The organism is Nocardioides eburneiflavus, assembly GCF_004785795.1.
In the GTDB taxonomy this organism is placed as follows: domain Bacteria; phylum Actinomycetota; class Actinomycetes; order Propionibacteriales; family Nocardioidaceae; genus Nocardioides; species Nocardioides eburneiflavus.
Genome location: NZ_SRRO01000001.1, coordinates 1,310,196 through 1,325,110, shown reverse-complemented (window position 1 = coordinate 1,325,110; position 14,915 = coordinate 1,310,196). Strand labels below are relative to the sequence as shown.

The following is a 14,915-nucleotide window of genomic DNA, read 5'->3' as shown; positions in this document are numbered from 1 at the left end:
GCGGAGCTGTGACCGCGATGTCGACCGCGCCGAGCGCCGACTGGCGGCTCGCCGTCGTGCTGGTGGTGCTCACCGCGGCTGCGGTCGTGATCTCGCGGGTCGGTGGCCTCGGTGTCGAGCGGGAGCAGGTGGTCGCGGCAGCGCGTGCGGTCGTCCAGCTCGCGGCGGTGTCCGCCGTCATCGCCCTGGTGCTGCGGTCGGTGACCTGGTCGATCGGCTTCGTGCTGCTGATGTTCACCGTGGCCACCCTCACCTCGACGCGTCGCCTGGGCCTGCCCGCCTCGTCCGCCCTCTGGGTGGGTGCGGCGGTCGGCGCGGGCGCAGTCCCCGTGGTCGTGATCTGCCTCGGCTCGGGCGTCGTGCCGTTCAACGGCCCGGGCCTGCTGCCCGTCGCGGGCATCATCATCGGCGGCGCCATGACGGCGGCCACGCTGACCGGCCGGCGCGCGTTCCAGGAGCTGCAGGCCCAGACAGGCACGTACGAGGCAGGTCTCGCCGTGGGTCTCACGTCGTCGCAGGCGACCCGGCTGGTGGTCGAGCCGTCGGCCCGCGAGGCACTCGTGCCCGGCATCGACCAGACCCGGACGGTCGGCCTGGTCACCCTCCCCGGGGCCTTCATCGGCGTCCTTCTGGGTGGCGGTACGGCGCTCGAGGCGGGCGCCGCCCAGGTGCTGGTGCTCGTGGGCCTGCTCGCCGCCCAGGCCGCGACCGCGGCGGTGGTGCTCCACCTCGTCGCCGGTCGGCGGATCCTGCGCGACGACCTCCGCGCCCTGCCGCGATGACGCCGGGCGACCCGCCTGTCGCTCGCAGGCAGGGCCCTGACGATCTCCCTACCCCGCTGATCCGCGGGGGCTGGACGGGCGCAACAAGTCGCGGCTTCAACCATGGTTGTGCCGACACGAAACTCGGGGTAGACCTGTTCCTGCTCACCGGGTGCCCGAGGGTGCTCGCTCACGCAGTCGAGAGTCGGCGGGCACCCGGTGAGACCAGCTCTCGGACCGACTGCGCCTCGTAGACTCGAAGGCGTGCCCGGCCACAAGCACACCGTCACGATCGCGGCCCCTCCCGAGCGGGTCTGGTCCGTGGTCGTCGACGTCGACCGTTGGCCGGAGCGGGTCCCGACCGTCAGAGCCGTGGAGCGTCTCGACGACGGCCCTCTCGCCGTCGGCTCCCGGACCCGGCTCCAGCAACCGCGGCTCCCCACCGCGGAGTGGACGGTCACCGAGCTGACACCCGGGCGGTCGTTCACCTGGGAGTCGAGCTCCCCCGGCGTCACCGTCACCGCCTCGCACGTGGTCGAGCCACACCCCGAGGGGGCCCAGCTCACCCTCGCGGTGGACGTGTCCGGTCCGCTCTCGCGGGTGGGGTGGCTGATGACGCGGTCGTTGACCGAGCAGTACGTCGGGACCGAGGCGTCGTGCATGAAGAGGGCCGCCGAGGCTCCGACCGGGTAGGGCCGAGGTGCCTAGCGGGGGGCGCAGGTCCAGGTACCTCGGCCCGCCTCGGGGATGTTCGTCGCCTCGAGGTAGCTTCGCTCCGCGGCTCGCTCGCAGACCGTACGGACTGCCCAGAACGTGCCCATCCCGTCGAGCCGTGCGTCCTGGCACCTCCAGTACCCGAAGCGGGCGGAGTGGAAGTCGCCACCTGCGGCGCCGCACAGCACCTGCAGCCGGTGACTCGTACCGCCGGTCGGGTCGGCCGAGGCGGGAGGTGTCCCGGTGGCAGCGACGGCTGCGGCGAGGAATGCGGCGCCGGCCGCGATGCGGGTCGTCCGGGTGCGTGAGCGGTTCAGGTCCATGAGTTCTCCAGGTGTCGTCGTCGGGGATGGGTGGTCGGGGGTGTGGGGGGTGATGGCTTCTGGGAGGTACGCGCGCGTGGATCCGCCATCACTGGGGACCCTGCGGATCGCGCCACATGCGCCACAGCGGTGGCCCGCCCCCGGGGAGACGCACCTCGTCCATGACGGCGAACCCATGACGCAGGTAGAGGGCTCGACTGCGGGGACTGCTGGCCTCGAGGTAGGCGGGGATGCCAGCGCGATCCAGTGGTGCGAGCGTCTCGCGCAGCACGAGACTGCCGAGCCCCTGCCCCTGGCACCCCGGGTCGGTGCCGAGGAGCACCAGATGGGCATGCGGCTCTCGCGGGACCTGGGCCTCCATGTAGCTGAGCGCCCGCAGCGCTCGAGGAGTCCGACGGCCGAGGACACGCGCCATCGTCGGAGTCAGACGGACGGTCTCCAGCAGGCCGGGGCGTGGCTTGCCGGCCGGCTTCCACAGGGCGACGCACCCGTGGTCGGCCGTCGTCCAGCACTCGCCGTCATGCAGGGCCTCCGGCACGAGGACGAGTCGGTACAGCGTCTCGAGGCCTCGACGCCGCGTCGACCGGTCGGGAAGGAGGAACGTCGAGACGGGGTCGTCCTCGAAGGCCCGCGCGAGCACACCGGCGAGCAGTCCTGTCTCCGCGGTGCCGCCCTTGCGTACCGGAAGTGATGCGAGGTCGCGAGTGGCACAGGTCGTCATCCGGCAGTCCTCTGGCTCGCGGCGATCTCGCGGATCGCCTGGTGGGTCCTGAACACGCCGTCGGGGTCGTACGTCGCCTTGACCGCGGTGAGGCGCTCGACGTTCGAGCCGTACGCCGACCTCATGCGGTCGGCACCCTCCTCGCCCAGGAAGTTCGGGTAGGTCGCACCCGTCGAGAACGCGCGCATGTCCTGGCGGAAGGCACGTCCGAGGTCGATGCAGCGCCGGTCGTCGGCCGGGTCCTCCCAGAGCAGCAACGGGTGGACGATGAAGCCGGCCTCCCGCCCGGTCAGTGGTGAGTGCTCAGCGCCGTAGCGGCGTACGGCCCCGCCCCAGGCCACGATGAACAGCTGCGAGGGCCCGGCGGGCAGCTCCGTCGCCCGCGCCACGAGGGTCGTGATCGCCTCGTCGGGCAGGTCGACCACGCTCTCGGCGGTCCAGTAGTTGCGGTAGCCCGGCGGGTCGTCGACCGAGCACTGGAGGCCGGCGTACGGCGTGGCTCCGAAGAAGTCGACGTCAGGGCCCAGCTCCCGGACGGCCGCGAGCTGGTCGTGACCGTCGGCCAGGCTGCCGCACGACATGCCGAGGATCGCGATCGCCGGCTTCCCGCGCAGGTGTCGAGGGACGTCCTCCTCGTCGGGTGCCGTGATGAAGGCGCACGCCAGCGACAGCTCGTCGGGCGCGCCGTTCATGACGTCGCGGAACGTCCGCAGCACCTCGCGCGCGCGGTCGATCGCGAAGAGCGCCACGCCACCGTGGACCTCCGGACCCACGGGGTGCAGCCTCATCTCCAGTGCCGTCACCACGCCGAAGCTGCCGCCCCCGCCGCGAAGGGCCCAGAGGAGGTCCGGGTTCTCGTCCTCGGAGGCGCGCACGATCTCGCCGTCGCTGGTGACGAGCTCGGCGGCGAGGAGGTTGTCGCAGGCCAGCCCGTACGCGCGCTCCAGCCAGCCGGAGCCGCCTCCGAGAGTCAGTCCGGCCACGCCCGTGGTGGACACCCGGCCTCCGGTGGTGGCGAGTCCGTGGGCCTGGGTGGCACGGTCCACGTCGGCCCAGGTGCAGCCACCGCCGACCCGTACGGTCCGCCTGTCGGGGTCGACGTCGATCTCGGTCATGCCGCGCAGGTCGAGCACGACGCCGTCGTCGCACAGGGAGAGGCCCGCGACCGAGTGTCCGCCGGCGCGGACCGCGACCGGCAAGTGGCGCTCACCCGCGAAGGCGAGCACGGCGACCACGTCGTCGACCGCGACGCACCGGGCCACGTAGCGCGGTCGGCGGTCGACCATCGTGTTGAAGAGGGTGCAGGTGTCCTCGTACTGGGCGTCGCCGGGCTCGTGCAGGCCGCCGCTGAGGCGGAACCGGAGCTCGTCGACACCGGTGATGAGTGGTGTGTGGGTCATGGTGGGAGTCTGTGGCGCGCCCGGCACCGAGCGCGTCGCCCGGAACGGCCATCCGGGGCGAATGGCCCGTTCGGGCCATGGGTTCAGAGCAGGCGCAGCTTCGTGGCGTTGGCCACCGCGGCGGCCCGCGAGGACGCACCCAGCTTTCGTCGGAGGTTCGCGACGTGGCGGTGCACGGTGTGCGGGCTCAGGAAGAGCCTCTCGGCGATCTGCGCGTCGCTGCACCCCAGGGCCACCAGACGCAGGATGTCGACCTCGCGCGGACTCAGTGTCCCGGTGCCTCCGTCGCGACCTCGAGCGTCGTCGCGCGCACCGAGCAGCTCGAGTGCCTGCCGGGCGGCCTGCGCCTCCACCGCGGCACGTTCGGGTCGTCCGGCTGCCTCCAGCGCACCCGCCAGCACCAGCCGCGCCCGCGCCGTCTCGTACGGAGCCGAGCATCCGCTGAACAGGTCCGCGGCGTCCTCCGCAGCCTCGCGCGCGCCCTCGAGCTCCCCGGCGCCCAGGAGCACCTCGCCCCGGACGAGGAGGACCCGCCCACGCAGGTACGGCGCCGCAAGGCCGGTCGCTTCGAGCCGGTCGAGGGCCGCGTGCGCCTGCTCCGCGTCGCCGGCCGCCGTGTGCGCCCGCGCGAGCAGCTCGAGTGCGGGCAGGCGGTCGAGCACGCTGGCATCGTCGAGACGCCGCAGGATGCGCTCGGCCGCCTCGATCGCGGTCCTGGGGTCACCAGCCGCGAGGTCGAGCGCACCGAGTCCGACCACCGCGTGGTGGAACGGCAGCGCCGACTCGAAGAGCGCTCGCGCCTCGTCAGGTCGTCCCTGTCGTGCGCGCAGCTCGGCGAGACGCACCGTCGTGGGAGCGGCGAGCGCCGGACGGGTCGACGAGAGGTCCGTCAGCGCGGTGGCGAGCTCCTCCTCTGCCAGCGGCCACTCCCCCCTCGTCGTGAGGACCCCGCCGTACGACGTCCGGCGGATGCCGAAGAAGTGGCGCGCCCGCCAGGTGGCGGACCAGCTGTGGAGGGCTCGGCTCCACTGGTCGGCGCGACCGAAGTCGCCGGCGTCCGCGCAGCCGGAGACGGTGTGGCACAGCGCCCAGCCGGGTGCCGCGGTGTCACCGAACTCCTCGGAGACGGCGAGGGCAGCGGACTCGTCGAGTCGTTGCAGCCCCTCCCCGATCGCACCGGAGGCGATCAGCGCGGCGCCGAGGATGGCGAGCGCGACCACCTCGACATCGATCTCGTCGCACGCCCTGGCGAGGGCGAGTGCGGCCTCGGCGATGCGTGCGGCCGTCCGGGGATCGTTGTCCGCGAGCAGGGCGACGTCGGCCTCCAGCAGGAGGACGAACCCCAGCTCGGCGCAGGGCGGATGTCCGTCGAGGAGCGTGCGCGCTCGGCGCAGCCAGACCGCACACACGGCATCGTCACCGCGGAAGTCGAGGTGGTCCGAGGCGACCCACATGGCCATCCGGGCGGCGCCACGGGCATCCTCCATCCGGCGATAGCGGTGGTAGGCGCGCACCCGCGCGGACATCGTCGCCTCCGGGTCGCCCTCCCACCAGGCGGCTCGGCTGATGCCTTCCCACGCCTGCGGCGAGTCCTCGGCGGCGGCCGCTGCCTCGAAGCACGCGCGCGCGTCAGCCCAGGCGGCGCGCGCGAGGGCGGCCTGTCCGGCTGCCAGGGAGCTCGCCGCGCTCACGGTGGCCCGTCAGTCGAACGCAGCACTGAACCGGTCACGGAGATCGGCCAGCCTCGCGACGGGCTCGTTGGCGAACACCAGGCGGAGGTAGCGGCCACCGGACGGGCCCCAGCCGTCCATCGGCGTGGCGGCGACCCGGCCGCGGTCGAACAGCCGGGCCGAGGCCTCCGCCGGCGTGAGTCCGAGCTGGCCCGCGTCGACCAGCAACGACCAGCCGCCGTCGGGTGGCACCAGCGGATAGTCGGAGAGCTGGTCGAGGACCAGCTCGCAGCGTTGCTGGAGCGTCCTCGTGGCTGCGGCGACGTCCTCGGCCGCGTCCGGGGCCGAGAGCGCCGCCGCGACGGCCTGCTGGGCGATGCCGACCTGGCAGACGACGTTCGTCAGCCCGACGAGGGCGATGTCGGCCAGCACCTGCTCGGGGGCCACGACCCAGCCGACCCGCCACCCGATCATCCGCAGCTCCTTCGAGGCGGAACCGACCGTGATCACCCGGTCCGAGAGCTGCGGATGGCCGGCGGGGTGCACGACCGGCAGGCCGTCGAAGCGGATGCGTTCCATCGCGGCGTCGTACAGCACCCACGCGTCGTGCTCGAGCACGGGCGCGGCGATCGCGTCGAGGTGTGTCTCGTCGAAGACCGCGCCGGTCGGCATCGCCGGTCCCATCAGCAGCACGGCTGCCGTACGAGGCCCGATGGCGGCCGCGAGCTGCTGCGGGTCGGTGGTCCATCCGTGAGCGGTGGCCACGCCGGGGACGTGGACGGGCACTGCGCCGGCCAGCCGGATGCGGTTGACCAACCCGGCGTAGATCGGATCGGCGATCACGACCTCGTCCCCGGGCTCGGTGATGGCCAGCAACGCATTGAAGACGCCGTTCAGGCCGCCGGCCACGCTGACGCACTCGCTCGCGGGGTCGTAGTGGCGCCCTGCGAGCCTCCCGACGTGGGCGGCGGCAGCGGCCCTCAGGTCGTGGTGGCCCTCGAAGGGGAGATAGCTGTTGGCGTCGTCCCGGTCGACAGCGGATCGAGTCAGCTCCAGCGCACGCTCCGGTGGCCGCAGGTCGGTGTCCAGGTTCTCCAGGCGCAGCATCGCCGGGTCCGCGAGGGCGTCGGCGCGATCGCCCACCACGTTGACCCCGATGCCGGGGATGTGTGCCAGCCGGCTGGCCATGGCGACCTCCTTGCCGCTGTCGCGTGCCCTCCCGACAGCCGCTGTCCATTCCATTAGACAGAACGACTGGCATGATGGTCAACATGAATGCGCAGATGCAGGCGCTGGCGTCCTCCGTGCGCAGCCTCAGGCTCCAGCGCGGACTCTCGACGGTCGAGCTGTCCCGACGCGCCGGGGTGGCGCGTGCGACCCTCGCCCAGATCGAGGCGAGTGGCGGCAACCCCACGCTCGAGACCCTCTACGCGCTCGCCAACGCGCTCGACGCGCCGCTGGCCGATCTCATCGCGACGCCGCGTGGAGCCGGAGCGCCGCGCGTCGTCCGTTCGGAGGAGGGGCCCCACGTCGTCGGCGACGCGGTGGAGGCCTGGTTGCTCGAGACGGTCACCAGTGCGCGAGCCTCGCTGGAGATCTACGACGTCCGCCTGCACGGCACGACGGCCCAGGTGTCGGCGGCGCACCCTCGGGGCACGCAGGAGCACCTGCACCTCCACTCGGGCCGGGTCCGCGTGGGACCGACGGCCGAGGCAGTCGAGCTGTCCGCAGGGGACTACATCTCGTTCGACGCCGGCCAGGAGCACGTCTACCAGCGCCTCAGCGGGAGCGACGTACGGGGAACCCTGCTCATCACCCGCCCGGGACCCTAGGGGCAGTCCCGGTCCGATGGGCTGGTCACTCCTCTGGAGTGTCGCGTGCCGTGGCGAGGAGCCGCTCTGCGACGTGGCGCAGCTTGATGTTCTCCTGGTTCGACAGGCGGGTCAGGAAGCCGAAGGCGCGGGCGTCGTCGACCTGGAAGCGCTCCATCACCATCCCGACCGCCTGACCGATCAGCTGACGGTTGACGACCGCCTCCTCGAGCTGGTCGACCCTGCGGGCGTAGTCGAGCGCGACGGCGGACTGGTGCGCGAAGAGGTCGGCGAGCATCCCGAGGTCCTCGAAGGCACCGACCTTGTCGGAGTAGAGGTTCAGGGCGCCGCTCGAGTCGGGTGCGTCGAAGAGGCGGATGCCGGCCTGCGCCTTGATCCCTGCCCGCAGGGCCACGGGCGCGTACCGGGGGAAGCGGTCATCGGCCGCGAGGTGCGGCGACACGACGTGGACGGTGTCGATCGCGGCCTCGTAGCAGGGTCCCTCCTGCAGCTCGTACTGCGCCGCGTCGACCTTCCGCAGGGTGCCGTCGGTCGGGGCCACCGTCTCCAGCCGGCCGTCGGAGTGCTTGATGGTCAGGCTGCTCGACCGTACGTCCGGCAGGACCTCGACAGCGGCCGCGGTGATGTTGGCGAGCGTCTGGTCCAGGTCGCCGGGCCGAAGGGCGGCGGACAGGCGTCGGGATGCCTCGACGATGCGGTCCTCACTCATCGCCACACCCTAGAAGACGAAGATCAACAGCAGGATCACAGTGAGGGCCAGCGAGACGAGCAGCGACCCGGCGCAGCCGGGGTGTCACACATCGGGGTCGGCCGGCGTCTTCATGTCCTACCCGTCACACGAGGAGGACGACATGTCTGGAACGGCCCGCATCCCCGCTGCCGAGATCACCGGCTTCAAGGGCTGGCTCATCAAGCGCTTCGCCCGCAGGACGCTGGGCACGGTGCCCACGTCGATCGGCGTCTACTGGCACCACCAGCAGGTGCTGATGGACATGGCTTCGGTCGGCACCAAGGTCAAGAAGTGGGACAGGTGCGACGAGCAGCTCAAGTCGTTCGCCCACATGGCCGTCGCCTCGCGCGTCGGCTGCACCTGGTGCCTCGACTTCAACTACTTCGAGGCGCACAACAGGGACCTCGACATGGACAAGGCCCGCGAGGTGCCGCGCTGGCGCGAGTCGGAGGTGTTCTCGCCGCTGGAGCGCGACGTGCTCGAGTACGCCGAGGCGATGACCGAGACCGAGCCGTCGGTGACCGACGAGCTCGTCGAGTCGCTGCGGTCACAGCTCGGTGAGGCCGGGGTGCTCGAGCTCACCGCGGTCGTCGCGTTCGCCAACTTCACCACCCGCAGCAACGTCGCGCTCGGCATCGAGTCCGACGGCTTCGCCGACGCGTGCGGCCTGAAGCCCCTGGCCCAGCCGACCACGCCGTCGGCCGCCGTAGGGTCGTGACCGTGATCGAGGACCCGTTCGTCGCGCACCGCGGACTGCTCTTCACCGTCGCCTACGAGATGCTCGGCTCGGCCGCCGAGGCGGAGGACGTCGTGCAGGAGACGTGGATCCGCTGGGACGGGATCGGCGCCGACGCGCGCGGGGAGGTCCGCGACCCTCGCGCGTTCCTGGTGCGGATGGTCACCCGCAAGGCGCTCGACCAGCTCCGTGCCAGCGCGCGACGGCGCGAGCAGTACGTCGGCGAGTGGCTGCCCGAGCCGCTGCTGACAGCGCCGGACGTGGCCGACGACGTCGCGCTGGCGGAGAGCGTGTCGCTCGCGATGCTCACCGTGCTGGAGACGCTGACGCCGGTCGAGCGGGCAGTGTTCGTGCTGCGCGAGGTCTTCGACCTGCCGTACGCCGAGATCGCGGAGGCGGTCGACAAGTCCGTGCCCGCCGTACGCCAGATCGGTCACCGTGCCCGCGAGCACGTCGCCGCTCGTCGGCCGCGAGTGGAGGTCCAGCGAAGCGAGCAGCAGCAGGTCGTCGAGCGCTTCCTCGCCGCCGTCACCCAGGGCGATCTCCAGGGACTCCTCGACGCCCTCGCCCCCGACGTCGTGCTCGTCGCCGACGGCGGCGGCGTCGCGCAGGCGACCCTCCACCCCGTCGTCGGCGCGAAGAAGGTCGCCAACCTGCTCCGCACCTTCGAGAAGTTCGGCGCCGGCGCCCGCATCGTCCCCGTCACCCTCAACGGCTCGCCCGGCGCCAAGATCGTCGACGTCGCCGACGGCTACGACACCGCCATCAGCCTCGTCGTCGAGGCCGGCCGCATCTCCCGGATCTACGCCATCCGCAACCCGGCGAAGCTCAGCGGCATCGACAGCGAGGCGACGCTCCGCCGGTGACTCGTCAGCACCGGCTTGGAGCAGACACGCCGCGACGAGCGCGTCCTCGGGCCGCTCGGGCGGCGGGCCGGCCAGCAGAGCTGGCCCGCGAGACTCGCGTCACACCATGGCGCCTGGCCCGCGAGAGAGGCGCGGCGGCCCTCAACGGCTTTACCCGTTCGCCAGCGGGGACCGCAGCAAGATTTTACGATCGTGGGGTCTCGTGCAACGAGCAATCCCCGTACGAAGACGTGTCGGGGCGACCCGAACACAGCTCATGGGGGAACCATGTCTCAGACCGATCAACCGACGTATGCTCCGAACCCCGGCTACCAGCCGCCAGCGCCGGTGAAGGGCAGCAATGGACTCGCGACTGCGGGCTTCGTGCTGGGCCTCTTGGGCCTGCTGGGCTCGTGGATTCCATTCCTCAACATCCTCGGCATCATCCTGGGCGTCCTCGGCGTCGTCCTTGCCGGTGTCGGACTCGCCAAGTCGAAGAAGGCGAACGCGGGCAAGGGCCTGGCCATCGCTGGCATCGTGCTCGGTGCCCTCGCGGTCATCTTCGCCGTCCTCATCAACGCACTGTTCGTCAGCGCGGTTGACGAGGCCATCGACGAGACCACCAAGACGTCCGTCAAGGCGCCGAAGTCGGGCGACGAGGCCGCCTCGAACGAGGACGGGGCCTCGGACGCCGAGCTCGGCACGACGCGCGACAACCCCGCGCCCCTCGGCTCGGAGATCACCGGCGACGACTGGACGGTGGCCATCAACTCCGTCAAGACCGTCGCGGTCGACTCCCTCGGCTCCAAGGCGGCGGCCGGATCAGTCCTGCTGTCGATCAACATGACCGCCACCTACACCGGCAACGACGAGCAGGGCTCGACCGCGTGGGCGACCGTGAACTTCGTCAGCCCGGACGGCACCACGATCGACTCCACCAGCGGCTCGACGATGTTCATTGCCGAGAACGAGTTCGACTCGCTCAAGACCGTCTACAACGGTGCGTCGATCAAGGGCGACCAGCTCCTCGAGGTTCCGGCCAACTGGCAGGACGGCGTACTCGCCGTGTCGCCCGGCATGCTGAGCGACGACACCTTCGTCGCAGTGAAGTAGCGCACCTGGCTCCAGCGGCAGCGGCCCCGTCGTCCTTGGCAGGCGCGGGGCCGCTTCTGCGTTCAGAGCCAGAGCAGTTGAGACGACATCCGCGTGCCAGCGCTCGAACGGTTCAGAGCCTCGGCCCCGGTGGGGGCGCGATGTCGACAGCAGTCCCCACGGTCGGCCGGCGGCGGTCGCAGTACGCTCGCATCGAGGTCCTACCCGCCAACCGGAGTCGTCATGGACGTGGTGATGCCAGTCCCCCGGGACACTGCGTGAAGTCCCGGTTGCGGCACCCGCACAGAGCCGTCCTCGCGCGCGTCCTGCGGCTGCCTCCGGGCCGTCACGCCTACACGGTGAGCCGCGCGCGTGTCCCCATGCGTGACGGCGTGCAGCTCCTGACCCACGTGTACTCACCGCTCAGCGGGTCGTCGGGCACGGTGCTCCTGCGCACGCCGTACGGCCTCGACGGGCCCATCGCGCAGCTCACAGCCGGGTTCTTCGCCGGCCACGGCTACCGGGTCGTGAACCAGGGCTGCCGCGGGACGTCCGGCTCCGGAGGGGAGCTCGACCCGTTCGGCCAGGAGAGGGCCGACGGCGCCGACGCGGTCGCCTGGCTGCGTCGACAACCCTGGCTCGACGGCCGCTTCGCGCTCTGGGGAGCGTCCTACCTGGGGCACGCGGCATGGGCGGTGATGGCGGACCCTCCCCCGGAGCTGGTGGCTGCGGTGGTCGCCATCTCCGGGCACGACGCCCACCGGGGGGCGCACGGCACCGGGGCCTTCTCCCTCGAGGAGGTCGTGGGCCTCATGGACGCCCTGGGTCACCTGGAGGACGGAGCGATCAGGCAGGTCGCACGCGCGGCGACGTCGAGCCGCCGGCTGAGGCCGGCGTACGAGGACCTCCCCCTCGTCAACGCGCAGGACACCGTCTTCGCCGGCAGCCGCATGCCGTACGCCGACTGGCTCCTGGCGTCCGACGCCGAGAGTCCTGTGTGGCGCGACCTGCGCCTGGGCCTGGCGCTCGAGCGGGTCACCGTGCCGGTCCTGCTCCAGGCAGGGTGGCAGGACCGGTTCCCCACCCAGATGCTCGAGGAGTACGACCGGCTGCGGGAGCGCGACGTCGAGGTGGGACTCACCATCGGACCGTGGACCCACGTCGAGACGGCCACCAAGGGCGGCGCCATCATCATGGCCGAAGCACTGGACTGGCTCGCCGTGCACCTCGCCGGGGCCGGTGGGCCGGCACGACCGAGCCCGGTGCGGATCTTCGTGACCGGCGCCCGGGAGTGGCGCAACCTGGAGGCCTGGCCGCCGCCGACCGGCGAACGGGTGTTCCACCTCCAGCCAGGCGGTGGTCTGGGCGTCACCGCGCCGCCCTCCTCTGCCGGTCCGACGACGTTCACGTACGACCCTTCCGATCCCACCCCGGCGGTCGGCGGCCAGGTGATCAACCCGGCGATCGGCGGTCGCCGCGACAACCGGAGGCTCGAGGGACGGCCGGACGTGGCGACGTTCACCAGCCCACCGCTGACCGAACCCCTGGAAGTGGTCGGGAGTCCAGTGGTCGAGGTCGTCCACGAGACCGACAACCCGTACGCCGACCTCTTCGTGCGCGTGTGCGAGGTGGAGCAGGACGGCCGGTCCGTCAACGTGAGCGACGGGTTCGTGAGGCTGGGGCCGGACGATGCGAACGGGACCATCACCCTCCGGCTCGACGCCGTGGCGCATCGCTTCACCCCCGGCAACCGCCTCCGCCTGCAGGTCTCCGGTGGAGCGCACCCGCGGTACGCCAGGAACCTGGGCACGGACCAGGATCCGGCGACCAGCACGGACCTGGCGCCGTCGACGAGGAAGATCTGCCACGGCGACGGCGGGTTCTCGCGAGTGCACCTGCCCTGCTCACGGCGGACCTAGGACGGGGGCAGCTCGCGAGTCGCCGCTGCGGGGCGTCCCGCCGGACGAGGCTGACGAGTGAGTCCCACTCATCAGGGGTCAGCACGAGCTCAACGGTGCGACGTCCCCCGGAGCGCCTCCGTCGCTTCCGTGTGCGCCTCGGTTCAACCTTCGGAACGGTGGTCGGCGCCTACCTTGAAGTCCTTGGACTCGACGGCGAGGGACACCAGGACTCCGCCGAGCAGTGCCCAGAACGGAGCGGAGATGTTGAGGATGGTGACGCCGCTCATCGCGATCACGAGCGCGGCGAACGCACCCGTCTGGAACCCGGTGACACCGAAGGCGCCGCGGAACGCCGAGATCAGTACTCCGATCATCGCCAACCCGGCCACAGCGGCGATCAACGTCGGGGGCAGGGCCGACACGAGAGCGACCGCGACACCGGCGAAGACGCCGAAGAGCGCGAACAGGATGCCGTTGACCACCGTGGCGACGTAGCGTCCGTCCTCGTCCTCGCCGGCCTGCTCCGAGGAGCAGATGGCAGTCATCGGCCCCGCGATGTTCGCGTTGTGGCCGCCGAAGAGCGGGGCCAGGATGCCGCCGGCGCCACTGATCAGGGTCATCGCGTTGACCGGAGGCCGGTACTTCTCAGCCATCAGCACCCCGGTGGCCTGGGCGTTCTCGGCGCCGATGACCAGCACGGCAAGCGGGATGGCCACAGCCAGGATGGCATTGATGTCGAACGCCGGCGCGACGAGCTGGGGGGCCGACAGCGCGAAGTCGGCGCTGGTGGACCCGAAGGCCCCCGTGACCATCGCAGCGACGATGCCGAGCACCAGCGCACCGACCACGCCAGGCACGGACCTGACGAATCGGGTGAGCAGCAGGTATCCGACCACGGCGGCGATCACGATCACCGGCGTGCTGACACCTGCGTCGACCACGCCCGTGCCGAATCGGATCAGCGCGCCGGCGATCATCGCCATCACGATGGGCGCCGGGAGCCACGCGGCGACGCGACGGATCAGCCCGGTGAGGCCCAGCGCGAGTACCAACACTCCCGCCACCAAGAAGGCGCCGACCATCTCGCTGAACTCGAAGTCTGCAAGCGCGCCGACCACGAGAACCGCACCGGGGATGCTCCAGGCGCCCGTGATGGGCATCTTGTAGTAGAGCCCGAGGGTGAGCGAGATGAGTCCGCCGAAGACGTAGATGCCGAAGATCCAGGACGTGATGAGCTCGTCGGACAGCCCAGCTCCACTGGCCCCGTTGATGATGATCAGGGCGGGACCCGTGCAACCGAAGATCGCGGCCACCAGGCCGGCGCTCACCGGAGCCACACCGACGTGGCGCCGGAGGTCGCGAAGGCCTGACTTGAAACCGGGTCCTGGTTCGATCAAGGAATGGTCGGCAGGGGTCCTGGGAGGAGTGGGCTGGCTGGTGGAGCCAGTGGTGGGGCTGGTCATGGGCCACCTCGATGACAGACGGCAGACGGTCTGAAAGTGACCGTCTGATTTGGATCATCGAAACCTAGGTCGACTCCAGGACGGTGTCAAGGGGTGACTCCTCGGACGGCGCGCGCACTGCGACCGCACGTGACCACTGCTCGCCGAGCGCCGCGAGCCGGGTGGCGGCCGGTCCTGGAGCGGCGGGGCCGGTCAGCTACGTTCCTCCTCGAGCTTCTCCCAGAAGTCGAGGGCGGCGTGCTCCATCGCAAGGCCGAGTCCCAGGGGAACCATGCGGTCTGCCACGTCCTCGCGGCCCCGGTACCGCTCCTGGATCCCCTCGTAGACCTTGATGCGCTCGCGGTGCTGCTCGACCTGCTCTCGCGCCAGCTGCAGGACGTCCTCGGCCTTGGCGAACTCCGCGAAGAAGAGCTTGAGCTCGGCAACGTCCCGCACCTGCATCTGCTCGCGGGTGGGCTCACCCAGCCAGGACCTGAGTGCCTCGAGCCCTGCCGGCGTGGCTGAGTAGAGCTGACGCCGTCGACCACCCTCCTCCTGGTGCACCTCGAGGAGGCCCAGGTCGACCAGCCGCTTCGGTTCGGAGTACAGCTGGGCATGGGGAAAGGGCCAGAAGTAGCCGACGGAACGATTGACGGCCCCCTTGAGGTCGTACGACGTCGACGGTCCCCGCATCGACACCATGCCCAGCACGACGTAGGAGGTAGGGGTCAGTTTCGGTGTTGACACG

15 protein-coding genes are annotated in these 14,915 nt (G+C 71.3%); 7 read left to right on the top strand and 8 right to left on the bottom strand.

Going from position 1 to position 14,915, the window contains the following annotated elements; translation table 11 throughout:
• Positions 1–17 precede the first annotated feature (17 nt).
• Both EXE59_RS06200 and EXE59_RS06195 read left to right on the top strand, forming a co-directional pair.
• A complete protein-coding gene (locus EXE59_RS06200; protein WP_135841147.1) occupies positions 18–782 on the top strand; it encodes an ABC transporter permease in 765 nt (254 codons plus the stop codon).
• Between the two features lie 243 nt (positions 783–1,025).
• Positions 1,026–1,454: an SRPBCC family protein gene (locus EXE59_RS06195; protein WP_135838122.1), complete on the top strand. Its 429-nt coding sequence runs from the start codon at positions 1,026–1,028 to the stop codon at positions 1,452–1,454.
• Positions 1,455–1,465: 11 nt separating this feature from the next.
• On the opposite strand, the gene EXE59_RS06190 is transcribed toward EXE59_RS06195, so the two are convergent.
• From EXE59_RS06190 to EXE59_RS06170, 5 genes are all read right to left on the bottom strand, one after another.
• Positions 1,466–1,798 carry a hypothetical protein gene (locus EXE59_RS06190; protein WP_135838121.1) on the bottom strand — a complete coding sequence of 111 codons (333 nt, stop codon included), beginning with the start codon at positions 1,796–1,798 and terminating at the stop codon, positions 1,466–1,468.
• An 88-nt stretch (positions 1,799–1,886) separates the two neighbouring features.
• Positions 1,887–2,519, bottom strand: a complete 633-nt coding sequence (locus EXE59_RS06185; RefSeq protein WP_135838120.1) for a GNAT family N-acetyltransferase — start codon at positions 2,517–2,519, stop codon at positions 1,887–1,889.
• Complete coding sequence (locus EXE59_RS06180) at positions 2,516–3,919, bottom strand: FAD-binding oxidoreductase (RefSeq protein ID WP_135838119.1); 1,404 nt, start codon at positions 3,917–3,919, stop codon at positions 2,516–2,518. The genes EXE59_RS06185 and EXE59_RS06180 overlap by 4 nt, the downstream gene beginning before the upstream one ends.
• A gap of 83 nt (positions 3,920–4,002) precedes the next feature.
• Entirely contained in the window at positions 4,003–5,610 is a 1,608-nt protein-coding gene (locus EXE59_RS06175; RefSeq protein WP_135838118.1) for a LuxR family transcriptional regulator, read from the bottom strand.
• 9 nt (positions 5,611–5,619) lie between these two features.
• On the bottom strand, positions 5,620–6,777 hold the full coding sequence (locus tag EXE59_RS06170) for a pyridoxal phosphate-dependent aminotransferase (RefSeq protein ID WP_135838117.1): 1,158 nt from the start codon (positions 6,775–6,777) through the stop codon (positions 5,620–5,622).
• Positions 6,778–6,860: 83 nt separating this feature from the next.
• On the opposite strand from EXE59_RS06170, the gene EXE59_RS06165 reads away from it, so the two are divergent.
• Positions 6,861–7,421 (top strand): helix-turn-helix domain-containing protein, encoded by a 561-nt coding sequence (locus EXE59_RS06165; RefSeq protein WP_168218419.1) that lies wholly within the window; start codon positions 6,861–6,863, stop codon positions 7,419–7,421.
• Between the two features lie 25 nt (positions 7,422–7,446).
• On the opposite strand, the gene EXE59_RS06160 is transcribed toward EXE59_RS06165, so the two are convergent.
• On the bottom strand, positions 7,447–8,130 hold the full coding sequence (locus EXE59_RS06160) for a GAF and ANTAR domain-containing protein (RefSeq protein WP_135838115.1): 684 nt from the start codon (positions 8,128–8,130) through the stop codon (positions 7,447–7,449).
• Positions 8,131–8,272: 142 nt separating this feature from the next.
• Between EXE59_RS06160 and EXE59_RS06155 the strand changes: the two genes are divergently transcribed.
• The 4 genes from EXE59_RS06155 (at position 8,273) to EXE59_RS06140 (ending at position 12,743) form a co-directional block, all read left to right on the top strand.
• On the top strand, positions 8,273–8,869 hold the full coding sequence (locus tag EXE59_RS06155; RefSeq protein WP_135838114.1) for a carboxymuconolactone decarboxylase family protein: 597 nt from the start codon (positions 8,273–8,275) through the stop codon (positions 8,867–8,869).
• 2 nt (positions 8,870–8,871) lie between these two features.
• On the top strand, positions 8,872–9,753 hold the full coding sequence (locus tag EXE59_RS06150; protein WP_135838113.1) for an RNA polymerase sigma-70 factor: 882 nt from the start codon (positions 8,872–8,874) through the stop codon (positions 9,751–9,753).
• Between the two features lie 267 nt (positions 9,754–10,020).
• Entirely contained in the window at positions 10,021–10,845 is an 825-nt protein-coding gene (locus EXE59_RS06145; RefSeq protein WP_135838112.1) for a DUF4190 domain-containing protein, read from the top strand.
• A 338-nt stretch (positions 10,846–11,183) separates the two neighbouring features.
• Complete coding sequence (locus tag EXE59_RS06140) at positions 11,184–12,743, top strand: CocE/NonD family hydrolase (RefSeq protein WP_246056555.1); 1,560 nt, start codon at positions 11,184–11,186, stop codon at positions 12,741–12,743.
• A gap of 143 nt (positions 12,744–12,886) precedes the next feature.
• Here EXE59_RS06140 and EXE59_RS06135 read toward each other — a convergent pair whose 3' ends face one another.
• Both EXE59_RS06135 and EXE59_RS06130 read right to left on the bottom strand, forming a co-directional pair.
• Positions 12,887–14,053 (bottom strand): benzoate/H(+) symporter BenE family transporter, encoded by a 1,167-nt coding sequence (locus EXE59_RS06135; protein WP_210428904.1) that lies wholly within the window; start codon positions 14,051–14,053, stop codon positions 12,887–12,889.
• A gap of 327 nt (positions 14,054–14,380) precedes the next feature.
• Complete coding sequence (locus tag EXE59_RS06130) at positions 14,381–14,914, bottom strand: PadR family transcriptional regulator (protein WP_210428903.1); 534 nt, start codon at positions 14,912–14,914, stop codon at positions 14,381–14,383.
• Between the last annotated feature and the right edge of the window lies 1 nt (position 14,915).

Bases quoted from the DNA above. Each gene is read 5' to 3' on its own strand.
- EXE59_RS06145 (WP_135838112.1), top strand. From the start codon at position 10,021: ATGTCTCAGACCGATCAACCGACGTATGCTCCGAACCCCGGCTACCAG.
- EXE59_RS06165 (WP_168218419.1), top strand. From the start codon at position 6,861: ATGAATGCGCAGATGCAGGCGCTGGCGTCCTCCGTGCGCAGCCTCAGG.
- EXE59_RS06155 (WP_135838114.1), top strand. From the start codon at position 8,273: ATGTCTGGAACGGCCCGCATCCCCGCTGCCGAGATCACCGGCTTCAAG.
- EXE59_RS06160 (WP_135838115.1), bottom strand. From the start codon at position 8,130: ATGAGTGAGGACCGCATCGTCGAGGCATCCCGACGCCTGTCCGCCGCC.
- EXE59_RS06170 (WP_135838117.1), bottom strand. From the start codon at position 6,777: ATGGCCAGCCGGCTGGCACACATCCCCGGCATCGGGGTCAACGTGGTG.
- EXE59_RS06185 (WP_135838120.1), bottom strand. From the start codon at position 2,519: ATGACGACCTGTGCCACTCGCGACCTCGCATCACTTCCGGTACGCAAG.
- EXE59_RS06190 (WP_135838121.1), bottom strand. From the start codon at position 1,798: ATGGACCTGAACCGCTCACGCACCCGGACGACCCGCATCGCGGCCGGC.
- EXE59_RS06180 (WP_135838119.1), bottom strand. From the start codon at position 3,919: ATGACCCACACACCACTCATCACCGGTGTCGACGAGCTCCGGTTCCGC.
- EXE59_RS06200 (WP_135841147.1), top strand. From the start codon at position 18: ATGTCGACCGCGCCGAGCGCCGACTGGCGGCTCGCCGTCGTGCTGGTG.